The organism is Thiothrix nivea DSM 5205, from assembly GCF_000260135.1.
In the GTDB taxonomy this organism is placed as follows: Bacteria; Pseudomonadota; Gammaproteobacteria; order Thiotrichales; family Thiotrichaceae; genus Thiothrix; species Thiothrix nivea.
The window spans coordinates 1,821,991-1,845,219 of the sequence record NZ_JH651384.1 but is presented as its reverse complement, the minus strand read 5'-3'; the positions used below and the strand labels follow the sequence as shown (position 1 = coordinate 1,845,219).

Annotated in this window: 22 protein-coding genes; 12 read left to right on the top strand and 10 right to left on the bottom strand. The window is 53.0% G+C overall.

Features of this window, described 5'->3' with window-relative positions:
* Positions 1 to 13: 13 nt before the first annotated feature.
* The 10 genes from THINI_RS09215 to ruvB all read right to left on the bottom strand — a co-directional run bounded on the left by THINI_RS09215 (position 14) and on the right by ruvB (position 8,787).
* Positions 14 to 1,870: an AAA family ATPase gene (locus THINI_RS09215; RefSeq protein ID WP_002708330.1), complete on the bottom strand. Its 1,857-nt coding sequence runs from the start codon at positions 1,868 to 1,870 to the stop codon at positions 14 to 16.
* A 5-nt stretch (positions 1,871 to 1,875) separates the two neighbouring features.
* Positions 1,876 to 2,094, bottom strand: a complete 219-nt coding sequence (locus THINI_RS09210) for a hypothetical protein (RefSeq protein ID WP_002708329.1) — start codon at positions 2,092 to 2,094, stop codon at positions 1,876 to 1,878.
* A 108-nt stretch (positions 2,095 to 2,202) separates the two neighbouring features.
* Positions 2,203 to 3,123 carry a tol-pal system protein YbgF gene (gene ybgF, locus THINI_RS23340; RefSeq protein ID WP_002708328.1) on the bottom strand — a complete coding sequence of 307 codons (921 nt, stop codon included), beginning with the start codon at positions 3,121 to 3,123 and terminating at the stop codon, positions 2,203 to 2,205.
* A 2-nt stretch (positions 3,124 to 3,125) separates the two neighbouring features.
* The gene (pal, locus tag THINI_RS09200) at positions 3,126 to 3,695 is read right to left on the bottom strand and encodes a peptidoglycan-associated lipoprotein Pal (RefSeq protein ID WP_040840426.1); all 570 of its coding nucleotides are present in this window, start codon (positions 3,693 to 3,695) and stop codon (positions 3,126 to 3,128) included.
* 30 nt (positions 3,696 to 3,725) lie between these two features.
* On the bottom strand, positions 3,726 to 4,955 hold the full coding sequence (gene tolB, locus THINI_RS09195; RefSeq protein WP_245536606.1) for a Tol-Pal system beta propeller repeat protein TolB: 1,230 nt from the start codon (positions 4,953 to 4,955) through the stop codon (positions 3,726 to 3,728).
* Positions 4,956 to 4,967: 12 nt separating this feature from the next.
* Positions 4,968 to 6,164, bottom strand: coding sequence for a cell envelope integrity protein TolA (gene tolA, locus THINI_RS23335; RefSeq protein ID WP_002708325.1), 1,197 nt, complete (start codon positions 6,162 to 6,164; stop codon positions 4,968 to 4,970).
* Between the two features lie 44 nt (positions 6,165 to 6,208).
* Complete coding sequence (tolR, locus tag THINI_RS09185; protein ID WP_002708324.1) at positions 6,209 to 6,637, bottom strand: protein TolR; 429 nt, start codon at positions 6,635 to 6,637, stop codon at positions 6,209 to 6,211.
* Entirely contained in the window at positions 6,634 to 7,320 is a 687-nt protein-coding gene (tolQ, locus tag THINI_RS09180; protein ID WP_002708323.1) for a protein TolQ, read from the bottom strand. Before tolQ ends, tolR begins: the two co-directional genes overlap by 4 nt.
* The gene (gene ybgC, locus THINI_RS09175) at positions 7,317 to 7,736 is read right to left on the bottom strand and encodes a tol-pal system-associated acyl-CoA thioesterase (protein ID WP_002708322.1); all 420 of its coding nucleotides are present in this window, start codon (positions 7,734 to 7,736) and stop codon (positions 7,317 to 7,319) included. Before ybgC ends, tolQ begins: the two co-directional genes overlap by 4 nt.
* Entirely contained in the window at positions 7,720 to 8,787 is a 1,068-nt protein-coding gene (gene ruvB / locus THINI_RS09170; RefSeq protein ID WP_002708321.1) for a Holliday junction branch migration DNA helicase RuvB, read from the bottom strand. Before ruvB ends, ybgC begins: the two co-directional genes overlap by 17 nt.
* A 1,007-nt stretch (positions 8,788 to 9,794) precedes the next feature.
* On the opposite strand from ruvB, the gene wecA reads away from it, so the two are divergent.
* The 12 genes from wecA (at position 9,795) to THINI_RS09110 (ending at position 23,222) form a co-directional block, all read left to right on the top strand.
* Positions 9,795 to 10,844 (top strand): UDP-N-acetylglucosamine--undecaprenyl-phosphate N-acetylglucosaminephosphotransferase, encoded by a 1,050-nt coding sequence (gene wecA, locus THINI_RS09165; protein ID WP_002708320.1) that lies wholly within the window; start codon positions 9,795 to 9,797, stop codon positions 10,842 to 10,844.
* A gap of 165 nt (positions 10,845 to 11,009) precedes the next feature.
* Positions 11,010 to 12,191 carry an acyltransferase family protein gene (locus THINI_RS09160; RefSeq protein ID WP_002708319.1) on the top strand — a complete coding sequence of 394 codons (1,182 nt, stop codon included), beginning with the start codon at positions 11,010 to 11,012 and terminating at the stop codon, positions 12,189 to 12,191.
* Positions 12,192 to 12,381: 190 nt separating this feature from the next.
* Positions 12,382 to 12,921, top strand: coding sequence for a dTDP-4-dehydrorhamnose 3,5-epimerase (rfbC, locus tag THINI_RS09155; RefSeq protein WP_002708318.1), 540 nt, complete (start codon positions 12,382 to 12,384; stop codon positions 12,919 to 12,921).
* Between the two features lie 38 nt (positions 12,922 to 12,959).
* Entirely contained in the window at positions 12,960 to 14,252 is a 1,293-nt protein-coding gene (locus THINI_RS09150; protein WP_002708317.1) for an NAD(P)H-dependent oxidoreductase, read from the top strand.
* A gap of 35 nt (positions 14,253 to 14,287) precedes the next feature.
* The gene (rfbF, locus tag THINI_RS09145) at positions 14,288 to 15,064 is read left to right on the top strand and encodes a glucose-1-phosphate cytidylyltransferase (protein WP_002708316.1); all 777 of its coding nucleotides are present in this window, start codon (positions 14,288 to 14,290) and stop codon (positions 15,062 to 15,064) included.
* Complete coding sequence (gene rfbG, locus THINI_RS09140) at positions 15,054 to 16,124, top strand: CDP-glucose 4,6-dehydratase (protein WP_002708315.1); 1,071 nt, start codon at positions 15,054 to 15,056, stop codon at positions 16,122 to 16,124. Before rfbF ends, rfbG begins: the two co-directional genes overlap by 11 nt.
* On the top strand, positions 16,121 to 17,017 hold the full coding sequence (locus THINI_RS23330) for a glycosyltransferase family 2 protein (RefSeq protein WP_002708314.1): 897 nt from the start codon (positions 16,121 to 16,123) through the stop codon (positions 17,015 to 17,017). Before rfbG ends, THINI_RS23330 begins: the two co-directional genes overlap by 4 nt.
* A gap of 174 nt (positions 17,018 to 17,191) precedes the next feature.
* On the top strand, positions 17,192 to 18,469 hold the full coding sequence (locus tag THINI_RS25645) for a hypothetical protein (RefSeq protein ID WP_169314608.1): 1,278 nt from the start codon (positions 17,192 to 17,194) through the stop codon (positions 18,467 to 18,469).
* Entirely contained in the window at positions 18,456 to 18,869 is a 414-nt protein-coding gene (pssD, locus tag THINI_RS23325) for a PssD/Cps14F family polysaccharide biosynthesis glycosyltransferase (protein WP_245536605.1), read from the top strand. Before THINI_RS25645 ends, pssD begins: the two co-directional genes overlap by 14 nt.
* Positions 18,844 to 19,335, top strand: a complete 492-nt coding sequence (pssE, locus tag THINI_RS09120) for a PssE/Cps14G family polysaccharide biosynthesis glycosyltransferase (protein ID WP_002708311.1) — start codon at positions 18,844 to 18,846, stop codon at positions 19,333 to 19,335. Before pssD ends, pssE begins: the two co-directional genes overlap by 26 nt.
* A 52-nt stretch (positions 19,336 to 19,387) precedes the next feature.
* A complete protein-coding gene (locus THINI_RS09115) occupies positions 19,388 to 20,839 on the top strand; it encodes a mannose-1-phosphate guanylyltransferase/mannose-6-phosphate isomerase (RefSeq protein ID WP_002708310.1) in 1,452 nt (483 codons plus the stop codon).
* A 73-nt stretch (positions 20,840 to 20,912) separates the two neighbouring features.
* On the top strand, positions 20,913 to 23,222 hold the full coding sequence (locus THINI_RS09110) for a polysaccharide biosynthesis tyrosine autokinase (protein ID WP_040839322.1): 2,310 nt from the start codon (positions 20,913 to 20,915) through the stop codon (positions 23,220 to 23,222).
* The last annotated feature ends 7 nt before the right edge of the window (positions 23,223 to 23,229 follow it).

Here is a 23,229-nt window from a genome sequence, read left to right as displayed (position 1 = left end):
ATCGACAAAGCGTTTACGCCTTGAGCACGGAACTCCCCTGTGGGCAGTGGATGACTTGCGCCAGTTTGATGTCATCCGGTTTGGTCTGCGCCGTCAGCCAGATCTGGCTGAGCGTTCCCTGGCTGGTTTCCAGCAGGCTTTGCAGGGTATCACCAGCACGTTCGGGGTCGAAGAAGGCAAACGGTTCATCTAGGAACAGCATCTGCATGTCGGCCTTGGTGGCATCTGCCATCGCGGTGGCCAGCGCGACCCGCATGGCCAGTGTTACCTGCCGCTGCGTACCGGTGGATATTTCGTTGAAATCCAGGAAGTCACCTTTTTCTTCGGAGAGTATCTTGAGGCTGAAGTCAGGCAGGATTTCCAGCGATTTGTAGTGCGACTGGGTGTAGCGTTGCAGGAATTCGGGGCAGCGGGTTTTCACCAACTGGTTGAAGCGTTCGATTGAATGGCTGGCGTCACGCTGCAACAGGTCAATGGCAGTGGAAGCCACCACCTGTTCGCGGCGTTCGTGTTCCTGCTCCTGCTCCTGCTGATGGAGCAGGTTGCGCAACTGGCTGCGCTGTTGCAGATGCTGCTGTTCGGTCTGGATGTCGGCCCTGATCATGTCCAGATAGTTTGCCAGCTCCTGCCTGCGGTTGCCCAGCCCGATATTAAGGGTGTCAGCAGCACTGTGCACATACAGGGCCTTGGCCTGATAGTGGCTGGCGGCCTGTTGCCAATCGGGTACGGAAGCCATATCGGTGTGGTCGTTACTGGTGTCCGGCAGATCCAGATGTTTCGCCAGCAGGTAATCGGTGCTGTCAGTTTGTAACAGGCGTGAAACCGGCTGGGTACAAATCTGATGGCTGTTATCCATGGCATCGGTCAGGTTTCTGGCCTGTTTCTGCAAGGGGCGCAAGTGGCGCACGTCCACATACCAGCCGTACATCAGCAGGAATGCGCCAATCAGTGCTGTCACAGAGGCCAGGCGGATAGCCCCCTTGCCCAGGAAATCCTGGGTTCCACTACTCAGGGAGGCAGTGACACGGCTGCCCCATGCAGGGGTAAACATCAGGAACAGGCCAGCCAGCAGGGCGAGCACGAAAACCAGCAGGGTGATTTTAGTCCAGCGCGAGATTTTGCGGTTACGCTGGTCGGCTTTCTGGAAGCGTTGCAGGTTGTCAGGGTAGGCCAGGGATTCCTTGTCGAGCTTTTCCCCCAGCAGCAACAGGCGTTGCTGGTGTTCTTCCAAGTCGCTGGCAATGCCATTCAGGTGGGGAAGCTGGTCTTCGTCGATGTGCAGGGCGTCGATGGTGTGCCGGGTGTGCTGGCGTCTGGTTTCCAGTTCTTCCAGCGTGATCAGGCGTTCCTGCTGCTCGCGTTCCAGTTGGCTGCTGATGCGGGCATGTTCCTTCAGCCCGGCCAGTGCGCGCAGGTTATCGTTGTCTTGATCGTGCTTGCCATTGCTTTGCTGGCTCCAATAAAAGGCCTTGGCAAAAGCGGCGTAATGATAGCCGAGCAGGGCCTTGAGTTGGCGTTCCACCCCTTCGGGCGTATCTGCCAGGGTGGTTTCTTCCTCGGTGGAAAACAGGGTGGCGGCAATGTTACCCGCGTTGTCGATGGAGCGCACCAGCCGGTATTCATGCCCACGGTGCTGGAGGCGCAAAGCAACGCTGGCCTTGTCGTCACCCCAGTGGATCAGTTTTGCGGCTTCGTCGGCGGGAACCTTGTCCGTATGCCCGAACAGGCCGAACTGGATGGCGTCGCCGATGCTGCTTTTGCCTGATTCGTTACCGCCCACTAAGGCCAGCAGGCCGCGACCGGGCAGGTTTTCCAGTTGCAACTGGGTGTATTTGCGGAAATTTTCTGCGTGAATGGAGGTGATGATCATGCCGTTTACTCCATGTGGCGGGTGGCTTCAAGGCGGTTGAGCACCAGCTTCACAGCATCAAGGTACACCTGTGGGTCGAAACCATCGGCTTTGGTATGGGTGAGGTAATCCTGCTGGCAAAATTCCAGGAAACGGCGCGCTGCCGCTGTTCTTACCTGCCCCGCCTGTGTGGCTTGCAGAAGGTCGGGAAGAGGGGGGGATTTAGGGGATTTTTTTCCAAACATGCGTATCTCCGCTGTTGTTTATCTTCATCCTTGCCAGATAACTATATGCAAAGAATTGGAATTTTGCAGCGGAAGGTGCGGGGAATGGTGGAAAAACGGGGAGGGGCGTTAATGCCCCTCAGCTTTCATCTTGTCCAGGCGTTCTTGGGCGAGTTTGGTGGTTTCCGCATTGTCCGGGAAGAAAGTGATCACATCTTCCAGGGTTTTGCGGGCTTTTTCCCACTCTTTCAGCTCATAAAAGCTGAAGCCGAGCTTGAGGGCAGCGTCAGGTGCTTTGTCGCTGCCTTTGTGCTCTTTCAGCACCACCAGGAATTCCTCAACCGCGCTTTTGAATTCCTTTTCAGCGTACAGGGCTTCACCTACCCAGTATTGGGCGCTGGGGGCGAGTGAGCTGTTAGGGTAGTCCTTGAGGAAGGCGCGGAACTCAGGGACAGCTTCCTTGGGGTCTTGCAGCAGGGTCTGGAATGCCTGGTCGTAGACGGAGCGTTCCTCTTCTTCCGGCAGCTTGGCCTTGTCAGCAGTTGTAGTGTCAGTTTTTTCAGCCGTGTCAGTGGTGGTTGCGGCGGGCTGGTCAGGTGTGCCTGCCGGTTTGTCCGTATCCGTTGCGGGTTTGTCTATTGGTTTGTCTACCCCCAGGTTTTTGTCATCCAGCTTACCGGTGCCATAGCTGTAGAAGCCGTTCGGGTCGCTTTTGCCAAGTGCATCGGCATCGCCGCCTTTGTCTGGGGTTGGCGCAGGTTTGTCGGTGCTGTCGTCGGCAGCCGCGTTGTCCACGACTGGTTCTTTCAGGTTGTCGATACGTTCGTCAACTTGCTGGAAATTTTCCTGCTGTTTGCTTTTCAGGGTTTCCAGCTCGTTTTGTAGCTTTTCGTTGTCGCCGCGCAGGTTACGAAGTTCCTGTTCCAGTTCATTGACCCGTTGCAGTAACTGGACGGCGGCTTCATCCGGCAGCGGTTCCGCCATTGCTGGCATGGCCAGCGCAGCAGCGGCCAGCACGCCTAGCGCGCGACGGTTCAGTGTGTTTCGCATGATTATTCTCCGGGGTATTTGATTTCAACGCGGCGGTTTTTGCCCCATGCCGCTTCATTATGGCCGAAGTCGGCAGGCACTTCTTCGCCATAGCCGATCACATCCATCTGGTTGGTGCGCACGCCCTTGATCTGCATGTAATCGAGGACGGAATAGCCACGGCGTTCCGACAGGGCGACGTTGTATTCGCGTGAACCGCGCTCGTCGGCATGGCCTTCCAGCCGCACCCGCAGGTTGGGGTAGGCCGCCAGCAGGGAAGCGTGCGCGTTCAGCACGTTCATGTATTCCGGCCTGATGTTGGAGCTGTCGAAATCGAAGTAAATGACCCGTTGTGCGAGGATGCTGCTGGGGTTGTTCAATTCCGCCGGGGTGTAAATGCTGCTGCCGTTGCCAGGGCCGTAATTGACGCCGCCGCCCGCGCCCGTGCCGTAACCGTAGTCAGTTCCGCCAGCCGTGCCATTGCCCGTGCCATAGCCGCTGCCCACGCCGCCGGTGCCAGTCGCCGTGGTTTGAGGGGCGCAGCCGGTTACAACTATGGCCGCTGCCAGTACAGAGGATGCTAATACTTTCATGTTCATGACATTCATCTCGCTGTTTCGTCATCAATCAAGATAGGGGGACCAGGCCGGGTCGCGTACATCGCCTGCCTGGGAATAGAGGCTTTGGTGCGCTTTGCCGTTGTCGCTGGCCACTGCCAGGGAACCGCGCCCACCCGCATCGGTGGCGTACAGCACCATCATGCCGTTGGGGGAAATGGCGGGCGAATCGTCCTGGGTTCCGCGTGAAATGGTGCGCTCCTCTTTGGAGGCCGCATTCATCAGGGTGATTTTGGAAGTACCGCCGCTTTGGCGCACCATTGCCACGGTGTTGCCCGCAACGCTAGACCCGGCGTTATAGCCGCCGCTGAAGGAAATGCGGTTTTCACCGCCGCCATTCGCGGAAGTCTGGTAAAGCTGTGGCTGCCCGCTGCGGTCGGAGGTGAACACCAGGGTGTTGCCGCTGACCCATTGTGGCTCGGTGTTGATGCCACGGGTGTTGGTGATTTGACGCGCGCCGCCGCCGTTGGCGTTGGCCACCACGATGTTGTAATTGCCCCGGTCGGAAACGCTGTAGGCAATGGAGCGGCCATCCGGCGACCATGAAGGGGAGGTGCTGGAACGGTTGGGGTCGGAAATGGCGCGCTTGCCGCCGGAGGCCAGATCCTGCACGTACACCACCGGACGGCCGGTTTCATAGGACACATAGGCCAGCTGGCGCGCATCCGGCGACCAGCTAGGCGACATCACCGGTTTGCGCGAAGACACGATGGTGCGCGGGTTGAAGCCGTCGGAGTCCGACACGATCAATTGGTAGGTCTGGTTGCGAGCTGGGCCGCTGGCGGAAACGTAGGCAATACGGGTGTCGAACGCGCCTTTTACCCCGGTCAGCTTTTCAAACACCAGGTCGGCAGCTTTGTGCGCCATGCGCCGCTGGTTGGGGTGTGTGGGGATGCGGAACGAACCAGCAGATTGCCCACTGCGCAGGTTGATGATCTGGAAATCCAGGCCGCCGTTATGGCTGCCGACGACGGCGTATTCCGCGCCGGTTGCGCGCAGGGCGTCGGGGGAAAAATTGCCGCCCGCCTTGGCGGGATCCATCAGGGCAAAGCGCCCGCTGCGTTGCAAGTCGGCTTCAATGACTTTCGATAGTGGGCTGAACGGGGTGATCAGTATGCTGGTTTCGCCTGCGGTTGCATCAACGTCAATCCGGGAGTGCAATTCTTCCGCAGGGAGGCTCACAGGCAGGCCAAGACCTGCCAGTAATAAAACGGATGCGAATAAGGTTGCTTTCATTTTCATTGCCATTTAATCCATTGTGATTACGTGGGTGTCGCCATATAACTCTTCGTAGCGTGGCCTGGGGAAAGGGGCTGCGCCATGGACGGCGTTCTTGATTGATTCACAGAAAGCCGGGCTGCCATTACAGGACAGGGAGAACCGGCGGATGCCACCGGAACTGCTGATCCCCAGGCGGATGGTGGCCGACATGCCGAAACGCTCTGAAGGTTTGTTCCAGTTGCCCCTGATTTTACGGTTGACGGCGGCTTTCCAGTCAGCGCGGGCGGAACTGAGATCGCGTGCGCTGGGGCCTGCGGCGGCAGCTGCAGCGCGGCGCGCTTCTTCCTCGGCGGCCTTGCGTTTGGCTTCGGCGGCTTTCCAGCGCTCACGGTCGGCGGCCAGTTTGGCTTCTTCCTCGGCAGCTTTCTTGCGTGCAAGGGCTTCGGATTTGGCCTTGGCTTCTGCTTCGGCGGCTGCTTTGGCTTCGGCGAGGGCTTTTGCCTTGGCTTCCGCTTTGGCTTCGGTGGCTGCCTTGGCCTTGGCTTCTGCTTTGGCTTCCGCAGCAGCCTTGGCTTTGGCAGCAGCTTTTTCGCGGGCTTTCTTTTCTGCCAGTTCTTTGGCCGCTGCGTCTGCTTTGGCTTTGGCAGCCTGGGTTTTCTTGCGTTCGGCTTCCAGTTGCTGGCGTTTTTCTTCTGCCAGCGTTTGGCGGCGGGTTTCAGCGCGGGCTTCGGCGCGGCGGCGGGCTTCGGCCTTGGCACGTTCTTCGGCAGCGGCTTCTGCGCGGGCAGTGGCTTTTGCTTTGTCGGTGGCGGCTTCTGCGCGGGCAGCGGCTTTTGCTTTGTCGGCGGCGGCCTTCTGTTGTTCAGCTAGCGCGGCTTTGCGTTCGGCTTCCGCCGCTAGCGTGGCTTTCTGCTGGGCGGCTTCCTCTTCGGCCTGTTGTTGCTGGCGAGCCTGTTCGGCGGCCAGTTCCTGCTCGCTGGGTTGCGGGGGCGAGGTGTCTTTTTCCTTGGCTGTCAGAGCGGTGCGGGCAGGGTCTTGCTCCTGCTCAGTCGGTTCGGGTGAGTCTGCGCCATCCGGGGTGACGACTTGTACAGGTACATTACTTGAGCTGGTATCCGGGCGCTCGGTCAGTTTGAAACTGAGCAGCAGTATCAGCACGATGAAAACGTGCAGCAGGATGGCCCATAGCAGTGCTTGTGGTTTGTTGCGTATCTCTTTAAACATGACCTTTCGTTCAAGCCCTTGTCAGATCATTGTGGTTGTGTGCGTCAGTTCCGGTCGGGAGGCGCTGGGTCAGCCATCAGGCCAATCTTTTTCGCGCCTGCTTTTTGTACGGCTATCATGGCGCTCATCAGGTAACGGTATTCCACGGTGCTGTCCGCCCTGACGTAAATGGGGCGTTCAGCCTTCTCATCCAGTTGCGAACTCACATAGCTGGTGATGCCGTCGGCAGGCACTTCGGAGCCGTCATCCAGAAAATAATGCCCACCCGCATCTACCGAAATGGTCAGCGGTTCCTGCTGGTTGTCGGTTTCCAGTGGTTCGGCCTGTGCGTCTGGCGCATCCACTTCCACGCCGGTTTGCATCATCGGCGCAGTGACCATAAAAATGACCAGCAGCACCAGCATGACGTCAATATAAGGAACCACGTTCATCTGCGACATGGCGCGGCGTTTGCGGCGGCAGGCCGTGCTCATGCGGCTTTCCTTTGCGCCACTGCATGGCGTTCCAGCAGGGCGGTGAATTCTTCGCGGAAGTTGTCGTAGCTGACCACCAGCCGGTCAATCTTGTCGCTGAAGCGGTTGTAGCCGATAACCGCCGGTATCGCGGCGAACAGGCCGATGGCAGTAGCGATCAGCGCTTCGGCGATGCCGGGGGCAACGACCCCGAGGGTTGCCTGCTGCATTTGTCCCAGTGAAATAAATGAGTTCATGATTCCCCACACGGTTCCAAACAGGCCGACGTAGGGGCTGGTGGAGCCTACCGTCGCCAGAAATGCCAGGTTTTGCTCCAAGTCATCGACTTCCTTGGCGGCGGCTACCCGCATCGCGCGCTGTACCGAATCCGTCACTGACAGGCGTGACCCCGGGTCGGTGTTGAGCGCGCGTTTGTATTCGTGGAAGCCGTCGAAAAAGATCCGTTCCAGCCCACGCCGGTTCACTTTCTGGGACAACTCTTCGTACAGGGAGTTCAGGGAAACGCCGCTCCAGAAACGTTCCTCGAATTTGGCCACATTGCGCTGGGTGGAGCTGATGGCACCGGATTTGACTAGCATCAGCGTCCACGACAGCAGCGAGGCCAGCACCAGCAAGGCCATGACAATCTTGACGACCAGGCTGGCGTCCATGATCAGTTTGAAGATGGAAAGGTCAGTAGTCACTGAAGGAGTTCCCTTATCCCTGTTGGAATCGTTGTTGAACGGAATGTGCCCAAGTCGACACAGACTACTTTGACGCTAGCGGTTGTCAATAGTTCAGGTGAATTATCTGTGTTTATACGGGAAATTTTTTGTTCAAACAGGATATGGGTGCGCCCGGTTTTGGCCATGGCTGCGCTGACCAGCAGGGCGTCGTTGAAACGGGCGGGTTTGCGGTAACGGATTTCCAGTCCGGCCACGACGAACACGATGTCCATGTCCCGGGCCAGTTGGTCTTGCTCGAAACCCAGGGTGCGTAGCCATTCGGTGCGGGCGCGTTCCATGAAGCGCAGGTAGTTGGCGTGGTAGACCACGCCGCCTGCGTCCGTATCTTCGTAATAGACCCGAACGGGGAGGGTGAATTCATTCAAACAGGTCAAGGTTGGAGCCTTCCGTATTATTGCTGTCAGCCAAGGATGTGAGGTGGCTCGGCATGGTCAGCCCGAAGTGTTGCCAGGCATGGCGGGTGGCTACCCTGCCGCGGGGTGTGCGCATCAGGAAGCCTTGCTGGATGAGGAAGGGTTCCAGTACGTCTTCAATGGTGCCGCGTTCTTCGCCAATGGCGGCGGCCAGGCTGTCGACGCCGACCGGGCCGCCGTCAAATTTTTCCATGATGGCCAACAGCAGCCGCCTGTCCATGTGGTCAAAGCCCTGGTGGTCGACGTTCAACATGTTGAGGGCTTTGTCCGCCATGTCGGCGTTGATCATGCCGTCGCCCTTGACTTGGGCGTAATCCCGCACCCGCCGCAGCAAGCGGTTGGCTATCCTGGGTGTACCGCGTGAGCGCCGGGCAATTTCGTGCGCGCCGTCAGCGTCCAGTTTGGCACCGATAATGCCGGAGGCGCGCATGACGATGGAGGCGAGGTCGGTTTCGTTGTAAAACTCTAGCCGCTGGACGATGCCGAAACGGTCGCGTAAGGGTGATGTCAGCAGGCCGGCGCGGGTGGTTGCGCCTACCAGGGTGAAGGGAGGCAGATCCAGCTTGATGGAACGGGCGGCGGGGCCTTCGCCGATCATGATGTCCAGCTGGAAGTCTTCCATGGCGGGATACAGGATTTCTTCCACCATCGGGCTGAGGCGGTGGATTTCGTCAATGAACAAGAGGTCGTGGGGTTCGAGGTTGGTCAACAGGGCGGCCAGGTCGCCAGCCTTTTCCAGCACGGGGCCGGATGTCTGGCGCAGGTTGGCGTGCATTTCATGGGCGATGATGTGGGACAGGGTCGTTTTGCCCAGCCCTGGTGGCCCGAAAATAAGAACATGATCCAGCGCGTCGCCACGATGGCGGGCTGCATGGATGAATATTTCCATTTGTTCCCGTACTACCGGCTGGCCTATGTAGTCCTGAAGGCGGCGGGGGCGGATATTGTCGTCTGTGCGCTCTTCCTCCCGGTTACTCTGCGGGGATATGACGCGGGAATCTTGTTTGTCCATGGTTACGCCGTTTTATATGTCTATTCATTGGCCGCATTTTAACGGTATTGTCTGTTGGTGTGCTACTTGGCAGGTGTTTGGGGGTGAGGAGGCTTTGTTAAAACAGCTTGGCGGCGTGTAGGGTAGGTGGCATAAGATAACTGGATAATTAATGAGCAAAGGCATCAGTTTGCTGAGAATTTATAACAAAAATTTATGAATATTGCTATTTTCGCATAATATTACTTGTTTCTGGGCTAATGCAGGTTGTGGGAAGCGTGAACAGGCGAACAGCTGCACTCCTGTTTCTGTTGCAAGAGGTGGGTGCGTCCGTCTGGGTATTAAGGGGAGACAAAAATGCCTGCTTAAGAAACCACCTATAAAATCAATTGTTTTACTTAATGGCATGTTTTCGCACTAATGATTGTTAAAATAATCTAAAAAGTTAAAAAATAAACAGAAATTGTAAGTGTGCAAGCTATAATCAGTCGGAAGGCATTAAGAATATTTATTCTTATACATTTAGCTTATAAAGAATAGAGTAAGTTTTGGCTTTTGTGTGTCTGGTAGCATCCGGAATAATAGTAAAAGTAGCTTCGTAATTAAATTTACTTATATTGATGTTTTTTTGCTACTTGAGTGTTGCTATATGGTTGCCGATAGCTATACTTTATTTATATCAGGATTGATTCGCAGAATTTATCTTGCGTGAAAGGCATGGAAGAATTGCTTTGAGCAAAAAAAAGTGGCTCCTGCCTCTCGGTTGTTTGTTGTTCACTTGACAAGTGGCGTAAGTTGCAGCTGGTATCTGGTGACTCTGAGCTGCGTCGGTGTCAGTCTCCCTTGGTCAGTGATTCGTGTGTCTGTTACTGTCAGTGGCGGGTGCTTATGAGTGTTCGGGTTTTGAAAATGAAATTTTTAAATAATGTCACTATGCCGGGAAATGCCTGGAGGGCGGTAGCGTCCAGTAATTACGCACATTCCCGCCATATGGAATTATGGTGCGCGGTTGTGAACAGGAGGTTCCTATGAGTTTTGCGGGTATTGTTTTGCTGGTTTCAATGATGTCAGCATTGTCAATTCTTTTGTTGACCCCGGTTGCGGAAAGGTTTGGTTTAGTTGATGCGCCGAACAGTCATCGCAAGTTCCATGATGGCCACATTCCCTTGGTAGGGGGGGTGTCGATTTATGTGGGGCTGGTTTTCGGCATCTCCCTGTTTGTGACGCCCAACGATAGCTCAGTGACATATCTTTTGTGTAGTAGCCTCATCGTGGCATTGGGTGTGGCGGATGATGCCGGTGATCTGTCGCCAAAATTCCGTTTGCTGGCCCAAAGCGTTATTGCTGTACTGATGTGTGCGGGCAGCGGCATGTATATTCATCAGCTGGGCAACATCTTTGGGTTTGGTGTTGTTGATTTGGGGGTGGCTGGATATGTGTTGACTGTCCTTGCTGTGATCGGTGCAATCAATGCATTCAACATGATTGATGGGATTGATGGTTTGCTCGGTGTTTCTTCGCTGGTTACTTTTTTGAGCATTGGTCTCCTATTCTACCTCAATTCTGACATAGACAACATGAAGCTGGCCTTAATCATGTCGGTCGCACTAGTCCCTTACCTGATGGCAAACCTTGGGCTTCCCCCGGTCAAGTTTAGAAAAGTTTTCATGGGTGACACGGGTTCCATGCTGATCGGGTTTACGGTCGTATGGTTGTTGATTCAGGGTACCCAGCCTGATAGCAAGGGTTCTGTGAGCTTTTCGCCGTCAACTGCTCTGTGGCTGATCGCATTTCCCTTGATGGATATGGCGCGAGTCATCATTAACAGAGTGTTGGATAAATGTTCTCCGTTTGCCGCAGACCGCACTCATCTGCATCATATTCTCCAGGCCGTTGGCGACAGTAAACAGGTTGTGCTTCTGAAAATCTGCACTTTGTCGGCATTTCTGGCTATTGTGGGGTTGGGTATGGAATTATGGCACTGGAGTGAGGTTATAATTTTCCTGACTTTCATGGTGGGTTTCTTCATCTATGCAGCCAAAGTGAGAAGGCTGCTGCTCCAGTCGGTAAAAAGTTGATTCCTTCCCCGAAGTTATCTCCCGCCAGTTTGCGGGAATGCTCAATATCTGTTGTGTTTATGACAACGGAGGTTAAATGTCGATTTGGTGGTTGTATATAGGAGGCCGCCCCAAAAATGAAGAACCCCAGTGCGTGGCAAATGGGGTGAATCCAAGGAAGATATAATGAAATTATCAGCTTATGCTCAGGGACGTGATAATAATTTTAACCTGATACGCATGGTGGCAGCTTTTTCAGTCCTGCTGACGCATTGTTTTGCCTTGGTGGGTGGATCCAGGGAAAGTGAGCCTCTTTTATCCATGCTAGGCATGACGATAGGTGACATTGCTGTCGATATGTTCTTTGTGACCAGCGGGTTCCTGATTACAGCCAGTTTGTTATCCAGAAAGTCGATGATTGATTTCATTTGGGCGCGAATGTTGAGGATTTATCCTGCATTGATCGTGGCTTTGGTGCTAAGTGCTTTTATCCTAGGGCCTTATTTCACTACCTTGCCCTTGTCAGGCTATTTCCTTGACCCGGATACTTGGTTTTACCTGATGCGTGGGTTGCTGCCGTTTATTGGGTTCAGCTTCCTGTTGCCGGGTGTTTTTGAAGGCAATCCGTATGCGGGTGTTGTAAATGGATCCTTGTGGACTATCACATTCGAAGTCTTGATGTATGCGCAGCTGGCGATTTTCTGGATTATGGTGGGGTGGGGGCGACACTCCTTTCGGAAAACGGATGCTACCGGGAGGAAGAAAAATGTTTGGGTGCCGCTGATGCACTTGCCGGGGCTGCGCGTCGTGTGGATGAAGCGTGTGGTGTTGGCTTATCTCCTGCCTGTAGGTGTGTACGTGTTGGCTGCGCGTTGGTTTGAATTTGAAATGGTTCGTTTTTTTCCTCTGTCCTTCATGTTTTTTACTGGTGCAGCTTTTTATTTGTTCAGGGAGTGCATCCACTTGTCATCGGCACTTTTTGGTGTGGCGCTGGCAATTTTGATTTTTTCCTTGTTCCATGACTCTGTTCCTTTTTCGCTTGTTTATTCGATAGTTTTGGCTTATTGCATATTTTATGTTGCTTACGTGCCTGCTGGCAGTATCCGGCAGTATAACCGCTTGGGGGATTACTCTTACGGCGTTTATGTCTACGCATTTCCCTTACAACAGGCATTGGTTGCCTTGATTCCCAATATTTCGATTTGGCAATTGATGCTGTTGTCCAGTGTGATGGTTGTGCTCCTGGCGGTACTCTCATGGCACTTTTTGGAGAAGAAAGCGTTGGCGTTGAAGATGGCGTTTGCCGACAGGACAAGGGTTTTTTTGCAGGATAACCTGTTGCCTGCGAGTGGGACGAAAGGATGGTGAATGTTTATGCTGAGCGGGCTGGCCTTGTCAGTTTTTATCTACGTTGAAGTTCCAGTGCAGGATATGTTTTAGGTGCTGATACCCTTTGTCGGATTTTTGTCTACTATTGTGCTGTGGTGGGTGTTAGCGTTTTGATGTTCTATTATAATTATTTTTAATCTTTTGATTAATTTAAATTGGGCGGAAAGCGATGATTTTTTCGGAAACAAATTTGGGTGGCGCATATGTCATTGAGCCACAGTTCATTCAGGACGAGCGTGGTTTTTTTGCGCGGGTTTGGTGCAAGCGCGAGATGGGAGAGCTTGGGTTAAGCACAAATCTGGCGCAAAGCAATATTTCATTCAACAAATACCGGGGAACCCTGCGGGGTATGCACCGGCAGATTGAGCCTGCCGCCGAAGTCAAGCTTGTGCGTTGCACCAAGGGTGCCATCTACGATGTGATTGTGGATTTGCGCCCTGATTCTCCCACACACATGCAGTGGTTTGGGGTGGAGTTGACTGAGCAGAATCACAAGATGTTGTATGTCCCGGCTGGCTTCGCCCACGGTTATCAGACACTTGAAGATAATTCTGAAGTTTTTTATCAGGTTTCTGAATTTTATGCCCCGCAGTATGAGCGTGGTGCCCGTTACAATGACCCCGCCTTTGGAATTGTTTGGCCACTTGAGGTTGCTTCCGTTTCGGACAAGGATGGATCTTGGCCTGACTACCTGCCAGCAGGTATGTAAGACGCTTAAACTTTTTTACTAATGTTCGGGAGTGTTCAATGATAATCGTTGATACGGCGTTGGAGCAGCGGCAACAGGAAGGGCGTCCAGTAAGGGTCGCCATTGTCGGGGCTGGTTACATGGGGCGCGGTGTTGCCTTGCAAATCTTGCAGGGGTTGCCGGGCATGAAGCTGGTGGCCGTTGTAAACCGTACCTTGGCTGAGGCGAAGCGGGCTTATCAGCAGGCAGGTGTCGAGGAGGTTTATGTCGGCAATTCCTTTGATGAAGTGGAAACTCTGCTGGCAGCGGGCAAATATGTTGTTACCAGTGACCCTTCGCTGGTCTGTAAGTCCCAGTATGTGGATGCGGTCGTTGAGGCAACAGGCGACGTGGAATTCAGTGCCCATGTCGCGATGGCAGCGATTGAAAACCATAAGCATATCATTTTGATGAATGCTGAGCTGGATGCCACTGTTGGCCCCATCCTGAAAGTGTATGCAGACCGCGCGGGCGTGGTCATGACCAATGTGGATGGGGATCAGCCCGGTGTTGTCATGAATCTGCTCCGCTATGCCAAAAGCATCGGTTGCCGTCCAGTCCTGGCTGGTAATATTAAAGGCTTGCAAGATCCTTACCGGACGCCGGAAACCCAGCGTGCTTATGCGGAGCAGTATAACCAGAAGCCACGGATGGTGACATCATTTGCGGATGGTACTAAAATTTCGATGGAAATGGCGGTAGTAGCCAATGCGACTGGCTTCAAGGTTGGCCAGCGTGGCATGTATGGCCCACCGTGCGCAGAGGTTAACGATGCGGCAGGCTTGTTCCCTCTGGAGCAAATGCTGGAAACCGGGCTGGTGGATTATGTGCTGGGTGCGCAACGCACGCCAGGCGTCTTTGTCCTTGGCTATAATGACAACCCCATCCAGCAGCAATACCTGAAATATTACAAAATGGGCGATGGCCCTCTGTATGTTTTTTATACCCCTTATCATCTGTGCCATCTGGAAGTGCCTTTGACCGTGGCGCGTGCAGTCCTGTTTGGGGATGCGGCAGTGGCTCCTCTTGGTGCACCGGTTGTGGATGTCATTACATTGGCCAAGCGCGACCTGAAAGCAGGTGAAACGCTGGACGGCATCGGTGGTTTTACGTGTTATGGTGCGGCAGAAAATGCCGACATCAGCCGACAGGAAAACCTGCTGCCAATGGGGCTGAGTGATGGTTGCCGTATGCGTAGGGATGTACCGAAAGACTACCCCATTACCTATGCTGACGTTGAGCTTCCAGCAGACCGTCTGTGTGACCGGTTGCGGGCAGAGCAAGACGAGTACTTTTTAACTCATAAACCCTAACTATAAATTCAGGCTTAGAAACGAAAGGAACAATCATGAAAGCAGTCATTCTTGCAGGCGGGCTTGGGACAAGATTATCAGAAGAAACAACCAACAAGCCAAAACCGATGGTTGAAATAGGCGGGATGCCAATCCTTTGGCATATTATGAAAATTTATTCAGCGCATGGGGTTAATGACTTCATTATCTGTTGTGGGTACAAGGGCTATGTGATCAAGGAATATTTTGCCAACTATTTCTTGCACACAGCAGACGTAACCTTTGATATGAGCAATAACCAGATGGAAGTACACCGCCAGACAGCCGAGCCGTGGCGGGTAACGTTGGTGGATACCGGCAAAGAAACCTATACCGGTGGCCGTCTGAAGCGGGTGGCCGAGTATCTCAAGGATGAGGAGGCATTCTGTTTTACCTATGGTGATGGTGTTGGCGATGTGGATATTAGCGCGTCCATCCAGTTCCACAAACAACATGGCCACTGGGTGACCATGACTGCGGTGGAGCGTTCCGGGCGTTATGGGGTATTGCAGCTGGACGGCAATCGCCTAATGAGCTTTGAAGAAAAACCTCACAGCGATGGCTTGGTGAATGGCGGTTTCTTCGTGCTATCACCCAAGTGCCTGGAGGCGGTACATAACGACATGGAGATGTGGGAAGCTGAGCCGATGCAACGTCTGGTGGCGATGGAGCAGGTGATGGCATTCCATCATTCCGGTTTCTGGCAGCCTATGGATACGCTGCGTGAAAAGCATCAACTGGAAAGTTTGTGGTCTTCAGGCAAAGCGCCATGGAAGGTGTGGCATGATGCGTGATTTCTGGCAAGGCAAACGTGTTTTTGTAACCGGCCATACCGGTTTTAAGGGTGGCTGGCTGGCGTTGTGGCTGGCTGACATGGGGGCCGAAGTGCATGGTTATGCGCTGGAACCACCCACCACTCCCAGTTTTTTCTCGGTCTGCAAGGTGGCAGAGCATATCAGCAGCAACGTGGTGGGCGATTTGCGGGATGCCGCAGCCCTGAGCCATGCGGTTGAAAGTTGCCAGCCGGAGATCGTTTTCCATTTGGCTGCCCAGCCACTCGTGCGTTATTCCTACGTGGCTCCGGTTGAAACCTATGCGGTCAATGTGATGGGGACGATCAATCTACTGGAAGCCGTCCGCCAGACACCTAGTGTACGCACGGTGGTCAATATCACGACTGACAAGTGTTATGAAAACCGTGAGTGGGTTTGGCCGTACCGTGAAAATGAGGCAATGGGGGGGCATGATCCTTATTCCAGCAGTAAGGCATGTGCCGAACTGGTGACATCAGCCTACCGCAGCTCGTTTCTTGAGAAGGCTAGCATACATTTGGCCAGTGTCCGTGCCGGGAACGTCATCGGCGGCGGTGACTGGGCAGCTGACCGGCTGATTCCTGATTTCTTGCGGGCAATGGATGCGGGTACACCGATCACCATCCGTTCTCCGGGTGCTGTCCGCCCATGGCAACATGTGCTGGAACCGCTGTCAGGCTATCTGACCCTGGCGGAGAAAATGCATCAAGAGGGTGGGGCATTTGCGGAGGGCTGGAATTTCGGGCCGGATGAAGGTGATGCCCGCCCGGTGAAATGGATCGTTGAGCACCTTTGCTCGCAGACTCCGGGTTCTAGTTGGCAGTGTGATGTCAGTCCGCAGCCGCATGAAGCCAATATGCTGCGGCTGGATAGCTCCAAAGCCAAAGCCCAACTGGGGTGGCATCCACGCTGGCGCTTGCCTGAGGCTCTGCAAAATACCTTGGAATGGCATCATGCCTGGCGGCGGGGTGAAGATATGGCAACGGCCAGTCTGGTGCAAATCCATGCTTATGAACAAGCAGCGGGGGAAGCCGTGGCATGACAACAAGCAAAACGCCATTAGTGAGTATTGGTTTGCCGGTTTATAACCGGGAGGCATTAATCCCCAAAACGTTGGAATCCTTGCTGGCCCAGACCTTTACTGATTTTGAGATCATTATTTCCGATAATGGCTCCACGGATGGGACAGAGGCTGTTTGTCGGCAATATGCCGCGAACGATGCGCGCATCCGCTATATCCGGCAACCCCGTAATCTGGGTTTGTTGGGTAACTTCAACTTTGTGATGAAGGAAGCGCGCGGCAAATATTTCATGTGGACGGCTTCCGATGACATGTGTGAAAAGGAATTTGTCGGCAAGCTGGTGGAACAGCTGGAGCGGGATCCTGAGTTGGCGCTGGTCATGGCTGACCTGAAGTACATTTCAGAGAGTGGCCAGCCGGTCAAGGTTAACAAGCTGGATTCCATCCGCATTGACGATGTTAACGCGGACTGGGAAAGCAAGCGTTTATTGTTCTTCCAGTATCCAGGGCACAAATTGTATGACTGCTTTTACGGCATGTACCGGACGGAAATTGTACAGAGTTGCCATTTGCCGGAGCACATTTGGAAAAATCTGGTGTTTAGCTTGGAAGTGCCTTTTCTTGCCCAGGTTGCTGTCAAAGGTAAAATTGCCTCCATTGACGCCCCGCTCAAGCTTTACCGCTATTATGCCAATTCCAGCTACATGAAAGAGGCGTCCAGCGTTAAGTTGATTGATAAAGTCGTCAGGGGCTCTGAAATTTGGTGGGAGCTGTTTGTTACCGCGATTTCCAGTCGGCTGGACTGGAAAACCCGGGTTGGGTTGGTACTTAAAGCCGCTTACTCATCCGCCAAGTATGCGTTTGCCGCCGTGGTTCCGGGTCATAAACCCGTCGCCGATGTGCCTTCCGCTTGAGATTTTGGCAACTATTTAGATTAAAACTGAATATACATAACAAGAAAAACACGATGTTTGGCCATTCCCGGGACAGCTTTCTGCTTCGGTGATGTGCTAAAAATGTGGTTTGGTGTGGAAGCAAGGTAGGAAACAAAGATGTCATCCAGAATACTCCTGCTGAATGGGGAAATCATGACGGAAGCAGCAGCTTCTGTTGCCGACAAGGTGATCTTGGGGTTGCTGCTGCTTGCCATGTCAGGGTTGTTTTTCCTAAGTGACGACCATCGCTATGGTGTGGTATTTTTTCAGGAAAGCCTTGCAGCAGTTTCCATTGCTAGCTTCTTGTATATCTTGGCCATGCGCCGCCACCTGTTGGGAAATATTGACTGGTCAGTGCTGCTGTTGGCTTTGTTGGTGTTTTTTATACCGATCCTGTCTTCATACCTCTATTTTGCGCAGCCGTTTCAGTTTGGGATTTTGGAAGAACGCCGTAGCCTGCTGTATTTTTCCAGTTTCCTTGCCATGTTGGTGCTTGGGGGGAGACACTACACTTCCATTGATATTGAGAAGGTATTGAAAATCGTTTTTTGGGTTGCCTTGATTTGGGCGACCTTAAATGCATTTGACCTTGTTCCGAGGCATCAGGGGTTCTCTTTTTCCGTCCATAAGGAACAGTTTGCCGAGGGATTCCAGTCACTGGATGAGCGCTTTGAAACCCGCTTTATCAACGGCTCAATTATTGTATTTCTATATCCGTTTTTCCTGCTGGCAAGGAAACAATACCTGAAGGCACTCTTGCCTGTTATATTGCTAGTGCTCTATATGGTGTTTATTAATCAGACCCGTTCCTTGGCGGCGCTGGGTGTCTTGATGTTGGTTTTTATCGGGCTGATGCGTGGGCGTAAGGAGTTTAATCTTATGCTGATGGTGGCTGTGCCAGTTTTCTTTTTATGTGCATATTTTTTGTATTACCTCTACAGCTTCCTGTTTGGGGAGCCTGTCGCATTCTATGATATGTACAGAAACATGGAGTTCCGGCTTGTCTTCAATAAGGTCATTGCCGACTGGTTTATACCGCACGGGCATCTTTCCCTTCAGTTTGACGGTGGCTTCAAGCAATATTTCGGGATCAATATTTACACCTATGACATTGGTCTGGCGGGGAATTTATATAAGTATGGTTTTGTCTATTTATTTTTGTTTGCAATCTTTTTATACGCAGTACTTGCAATCTATCGGCAACATAGAAATGAGTTCAGCATTATCCTCGCGGCAATGTTTGTGTCATCCTGCTTCATGATGCCATTTTATGGTGAATTTGGCCGCATGGGGATCGAGTTTTCAGTTTTGTTGGTATTGGCGAGAATCCGGGGAAACCAGTATGAAACAGGTAAATATATTGCTTGTGTACGGAGAGGGGGGGCATCAGGCCCAAGCTATCCGCCTTATGGAGCAAATGCAGTTGCTTGACAAGAACATTCAGTTTGTTCATCTGACAGACTCAGAGTCCATCAATAAAACAGGTATGCAGGATTTTTACTGGACAACGCCTATGCGTCATAAAAATCATGCATTTAGCCCTGTTGGCTTTCTGTATTCCTATCTGGAAGGGATGTATTTGTCAGCAAAACTGGTCAGGAAGTACAAACCACAAGCGGTGATAGGGTTTGGACCCGGCATATGCATACCCGCTTTTATGGTGTGCAAGTTGCTGAACGTCAAAAAGCGGATATTTTTTGAGGACTGGTGCAGGTTTAGCAGTAAAAGCCTGTCGGGCAAAGCTTGTAAGCCGTTCAGTACAAAGTTTTTTGTGCAAAATGAATCTTTGAAGGAATTGTATCCAAATGCTGAATTCGCAGGGCGTTTATAATAAAAAACGTATATTGGTCATTACCGGCACTACAGGCTTCGATTCCTTGGTGAAAAGCATTGATGCAGCCCGTGAACTGGAAAATGATTACGAAATTGTCCTGCAAACGGGGGAGGGCAAGTATTTACCTTGCCATAAAAAATATTTTGCCTTTGATGCTGACCTGAAGCAAAAACTAGGGGATTACGACTATTTCGTGACCCACGCGGGAGCAGGCACCATTTTTATGCTGCTTGAATACCGGAAGCCTGTGTTAGTGGTGCCTAATACGGAAAGGGCGGATAAACACCAGACGGAATTGGCGGGTTATGTCGGCTCCAACAGCTTGTGCGCGGTGTGCGACAAGGTGGAGCATGTCGCGGATTCAATCCAGAACATTGCCCAGTTGACGGCTAACTTACGGCCTTATGCCAAGGTTGAATTCTTTGCTGCCCGGGACATCCTTGACTATATCTACCATGGGTAAGTGTTTGCCCAATAAGCTATAATCGACTTTTGATGAATATTTAAGGTATAAAATGTCAACCCCCATTGTCCCTGTTGTGCTGTCAGGTGGTTCAGGCTCACGGTTGTGGCCGGTATCGCGCAAGCTGCGCCCCAAACAGTTCCTGCCGCTGGTGGAGACTAATACTACGCTGTTCCAGTCCACGGTGGAGCGGCTCGGAGGGATTCCAGGCAAGCAACCGCTGGTTGTGGTATGCAATGAAAACCACCGTTTCATGGTAGCGGAGCAATTGCATGAAATTGATCATCCGCACCAGGGTATCCTGTTGGAGCCGGTTGGGCGCAATACCGCACCAGCCGTGGCGGTTGCCGCATTACATCTGCTAGATAAGTCTGAGCAATATGGTTCTGGTTGGGATCCGGTCATGCTGGTATTGCCTGCCGATCATGTCATTCCTGGGCAGGATGCTTTCCTGAAAGCGGTCACCCAAGGGCATGCTCTGGCAGAAGCCGGTTATCTGGTGACATTTGGTATCACGCCAGACAGACCCGAGACCGGGTACGGTTATATTGAACAAGGGGAACTGATTGCCGGGTTCACTGCTGCACGACGGGTGGCAGCGTTCGCGGAGAAACCCGACGCGCCAACCGCCCAGCAATACTTGGATGATGGTCGGCATTTGTGGAATTCCGGGATCTTCATGTTCAAGGCCAGTGTTTTCCTGCGGGAACTGGAAACCTACAAGCCCGCTATTCTGGATGCCAGCCGGAAAACCCTCCAGCTGGCGCAACGCGACCTCGATTTCGTGCGTTTGGATGTCGGCGCTTTTGCAGCCTGCCCTTCAGACTCGATTGATTATGCGGTGATGGAGCATACCCACCATGCTGCTACCTTGCCTTTGGATGCGGGCTGGAATGATGTTGGTGCGTGGTCGGCTATCTGGGAAATCAGCGAACGTGACAGCGCAAACAATGTATTGCGTGGCAATGTCATGACTCATGAAGCCCACAATAACTTGGTCTTTGCGGAAGAACGTTTGGTCAGTGTATTGGGCGTAGATGACCTGATCGTGGTAGAAACCCGCGATGCCATGCTGGTTACACACCGGGACAGGGCGCAGGATGTCAAGCACATTGTATCAACCTTGGAAAAAGAAGGGCGGGAAGAGGCCATTGTCCATTGCCTGGTCAACCGTCCGTGGGGATGTTACGACTCACTGGATCTCGGCGATCGTTTCCAGGTCAAGCGCATCACGGTCAACCCAGGCGCAAAACTGTCATTGCAAAAACACCATCACCGGGCGGAACACTGGATTGTGGTAAAAGGTACGGCTGAGGTGACTTGTGATGACAAAACCTTCCTTCTGACTGAAAACCAATCTACCTATATACCGCTGGGCAGTGTCCACCGTTTAGCCAATCCCGGAAAAGTGCCACTTGAGCTGATAGAAGTTCAATCCGGTAGTTATTTGGGGGAAGATGATATTGTGCGCTTTATGGATCAGTATGGGCGTAATGAAGCTTAGGGTTGAAAACGGGCAAGGGAATACCGGGTTTTAATATTTTGTTTATGCAGACTGCCATGGCTTGGCATAAGCCATGGCAGTGGACAAGAATACGGGCAGCAATGCTGTAGGAGCGACCATGGAAAATTACTATATAAGCCAGTCAAAAAATCTTGATGTGAGATCGAATAATGCTCAAATTGTTGAATATATTCCAATCGAAGAGGTGGCTCCCAAGCTCTCACCGGATGAACCTGGGCTAGGCGAACTGTGGCGTCGCCTGATGCGGCGCAAGTGGCTGTTGCTGGGAATTGCCCTGACGACGTTTGCCATTGCTGTGCTAATCACCCTGACAAGCAAGAATGTTTACCGTGCATCCACCACCTTGCAGGTCACGGCGGAAGATGTCCGCTCGCTGGATCTGGGGAGTGCCAACGATACGGCCAGGGTTCCCCTGGATGAAAAAGCCTTTTACCTGACCCAGACTGAATTGCTGCACAGCCAGAGGCTCTCCCGGGATGTCATTGAACAGCTTAACATTGCTGAGAAATTTTCTGATAACGATTCGCTGTCATCAAAAATGCATGTTTGGCTGTCAACCCTTAAGCAAAAGCTAACGAATGGGGGGGAAATATCCCAGCCCAATACGATGGAGGAAAACTTTCAGCGCTTCCTGTCGATTTCGCCGGTGGAAAGTTCGCAGATTTTCCGCATCAGCTATGACCATCAGGATCCGGAGCTGGCTGCCAACATTGTCAATACGTTGGCGGATAGCTACAAGGAGATGAACTTTGAACTGCGCAACGAGCGGGTGGCGCGGGCGAAGAATACCTTGACGGAAAAACTGGCTGAGGCACAAAAGGAACTGGAGGCGTCCGAAGAAAAGCTGGTTAATTACGCCAAGAAAGAAGGTATTGTGATATTGGGTGCCAACCGCTCTTCTGCTGCGGAAGACATTTTGTCTACCCTCAACCGCGCCCTGACTGATGCCAAGGAAGCCAGGATTACTGCTGAAGCGGCCTACCGGCGTTCCCAGAATGTGGCGGGTGCCGACCGTACCCTGGAGAACCCTGCTGTACAAGCACTAAAGGAAGAACTGGCGCGTGCGCAGGCTGAATACCGTGACAAATCCCGCCTGTTCAAGCCTGGTTTCCCGGAAATGCAACAATTGCAGGGGCGTATCAGCGAGCTCAGAAGCGAGATTCAGCGTGAGGCGGCCAGCATTGACTCCGCGACCCGTGGCAGTTTGAAAGCTGCCTATGAGGCTGCCAGCCAGAAGGAAAGCGAGCTGAAGGCGGAAGTCAAAAAGCAGGAAGCGGCTTTGATGGGTGAGCGCGACCGCTCAGTTGACTACAATACCCTGCAACGCAAAGTCGAGGCAGCAAGCCGCAATTACGACGCACTCGAAACACGTCTGAACGAAGTGCGGTTGGCGGAAGACAGTGGCTCGGGGAATGTCGCCATTGTTGACAAGGCCGTTGTTCCCAGCAAGCCTTACAAGCCGAATATCCCTTTGAATCTGGGGATGGGTGCGGTCATCGGATTGCTGCTGGGGCTGCTTGCCACCATTTTGGCGGACTTACTGGACGATCGGGTAAAAGGGGTTGAAGACCTGAAACGCGCGCTGGGTTCCGTGCCTTTGCTGGGTGTTATCCCTTACACCACGGGTCGCAACAACAAGAATGTGCTGGCCTTGCGCGGCAATGTCAGCAGCTCTTCTTTCATGCTGGAAGCTTTCCGCTCATTGCGTGAAAACATCCTGATGATGAAAGCGCCTTCGCATCATGGCCTTGCATTGGTTGTCAATGTGACCAGCCCGGCACCGGGGGAAGGTAAAACCACGACAGCTGCCAATCTGGCGACAGTCTTTGCCTATACCGGCAAAAAGGTGTTGCTGGTTGATTGCGATATGCGCCACCCTCAGGCCCACAACAAGGTGGGCGTGGAAAACACCGTGGGCGTCAGCGATTTCCTGTTGGCTGACAAGGATATCGGCGAGTTTCTCCAGACAACGCCAGTGCAGAACCTTTCCATCATGACGGCAGGTGCCGCCATTCCTAACCCTACCGAGCTGTTGGCGGGTGAACGCTTCCCGGCACTGCTGAGTGAGGCGGAAGGCATGTTTGACTACGTGATTGTCGACGGCCCGCCAGTCATGGGGTTGGCGGATGCGCTGATCATCTCCAACCGCACGGGCAATACCGTCTTCGTCAATTCCTATGGGCAAACCCGCAAGCGTGGCCTAAAAGATGCGTTCGGGCGTTTGAAGCAGGCACAGTGTAATGTGATTGGTTCTGTCCTGACCAAGATGAAGTCAGCGGAGGTTTCCAACAAGTATTACGGTTACCCCAGCCGCTATTCCCGTAGCAGCCAGACGGCGATGGTGGCCACGCCTAGCCAATAAATCAGGG

Bases quoted from the DNA above. Each gene is read 5' to 3' on its own strand.
- tolA (WP_002708325.1), bottom strand. From the start codon at position 6,164: ATGTTTAAAGAGATACGCAACAAACCACAAGCACTGCTATGGGCCATC.
- THINI_RS09150 (WP_002708317.1), top strand. From the start codon at position 12,960: ATGATAATCGTTGATACGGCGTTGGAGCAGCGGCAACAGGAAGGGCGT.
- THINI_RS09115 (WP_002708310.1), top strand. From the start codon at position 19,388: ATGTCAACCCCCATTGTCCCTGTTGTGCTGTCAGGTGGTTCAGGCTCA.
- rfbG (WP_002708315.1), top strand. From the start codon at position 15,054: ATGATGCGTGATTTCTGGCAAGGCAAACGTGTTTTTGTAACCGGCCAT.
- tolR (WP_002708324.1), bottom strand. From the start codon at position 6,637: ATGAGCACGGCCTGCCGCCGCAAACGCCGCGCCATGTCGCAGATGAAC.
- rfbF (WP_002708316.1), top strand. From the start codon at position 14,288: ATGAAAGCAGTCATTCTTGCAGGCGGGCTTGGGACAAGATTATCAGAA.
- pal (WP_040840426.1), bottom strand. From the start codon at position 3,695: ATGAAAGTATTAGCATCCTCTGTACTGGCAGCGGCCATAGTTGTAACC.
- THINI_RS09210 (WP_002708329.1), bottom strand. From the start codon at position 2,094: ATGTTTGGAAAAAAATCCCCTAAATCCCCCCCTCTTCCCGACCTTCTG.
- ybgF (WP_002708328.1), bottom strand. From the start codon at position 3,123: ATGCGAAACACACTGAACCGTCGCGCGCTAGGCGTGCTGGCCGCTGCT.
- pssD (WP_245536605.1), top strand. From the start codon at position 18,456: ATGCAGTTGCTTGACAAGAACATTCAGTTTGTTCATCTGACAGACTCA.
- THINI_RS25645 (WP_169314608.1), top strand. From the start codon at position 17,192: ATGACGGAAGCAGCAGCTTCTGTTGCCGACAAGGTGATCTTGGGGTTG.
- rfbC (WP_002708318.1), top strand. From the start codon at position 12,382: ATGATTTTTTCGGAAACAAATTTGGGTGGCGCATATGTCATTGAGCCA.
- tolB (WP_245536606.1), bottom strand. From the start codon at position 4,955: ATGAAAGCAACCTTATTCGCATCCGTTTTATTACTGGCAGGTCTTGGC.
- THINI_RS09160 (WP_002708319.1), top strand. From the start codon at position 11,010: ATGAAATTATCAGCTTATGCTCAGGGACGTGATAATAATTTTAACCTG.
- pssE (WP_002708311.1), top strand. From the start codon at position 18,844: ATGCTGAATTCGCAGGGCGTTTATAATAAAAAACGTATATTGGTCATT.
- wecA (WP_002708320.1), top strand. From the start codon at position 9,795: ATGAGTTTTGCGGGTATTGTTTTGCTGGTTTCAATGATGTCAGCATTG.
- THINI_RS23330 (WP_002708314.1), top strand. From the start codon at position 16,121: ATGACAACAAGCAAAACGCCATTAGTGAGTATTGGTTTGCCGGTTTAT.
- THINI_RS09110 (WP_040839322.1), top strand. From the start codon at position 20,913: ATGGCAGTGGACAAGAATACGGGCAGCAATGCTGTAGGAGCGACCATG.
- ruvB (WP_002708321.1), bottom strand. From the start codon at position 8,787: ATGGACAAACAAGATTCCCGCGTCATATCCCCGCAGAGTAACCGGGAG.
- THINI_RS09215 (WP_002708330.1), bottom strand. From the start codon at position 1,870: ATGATCATCACCTCCATTCACGCAGAAAATTTCCGCAAATACACCCAG.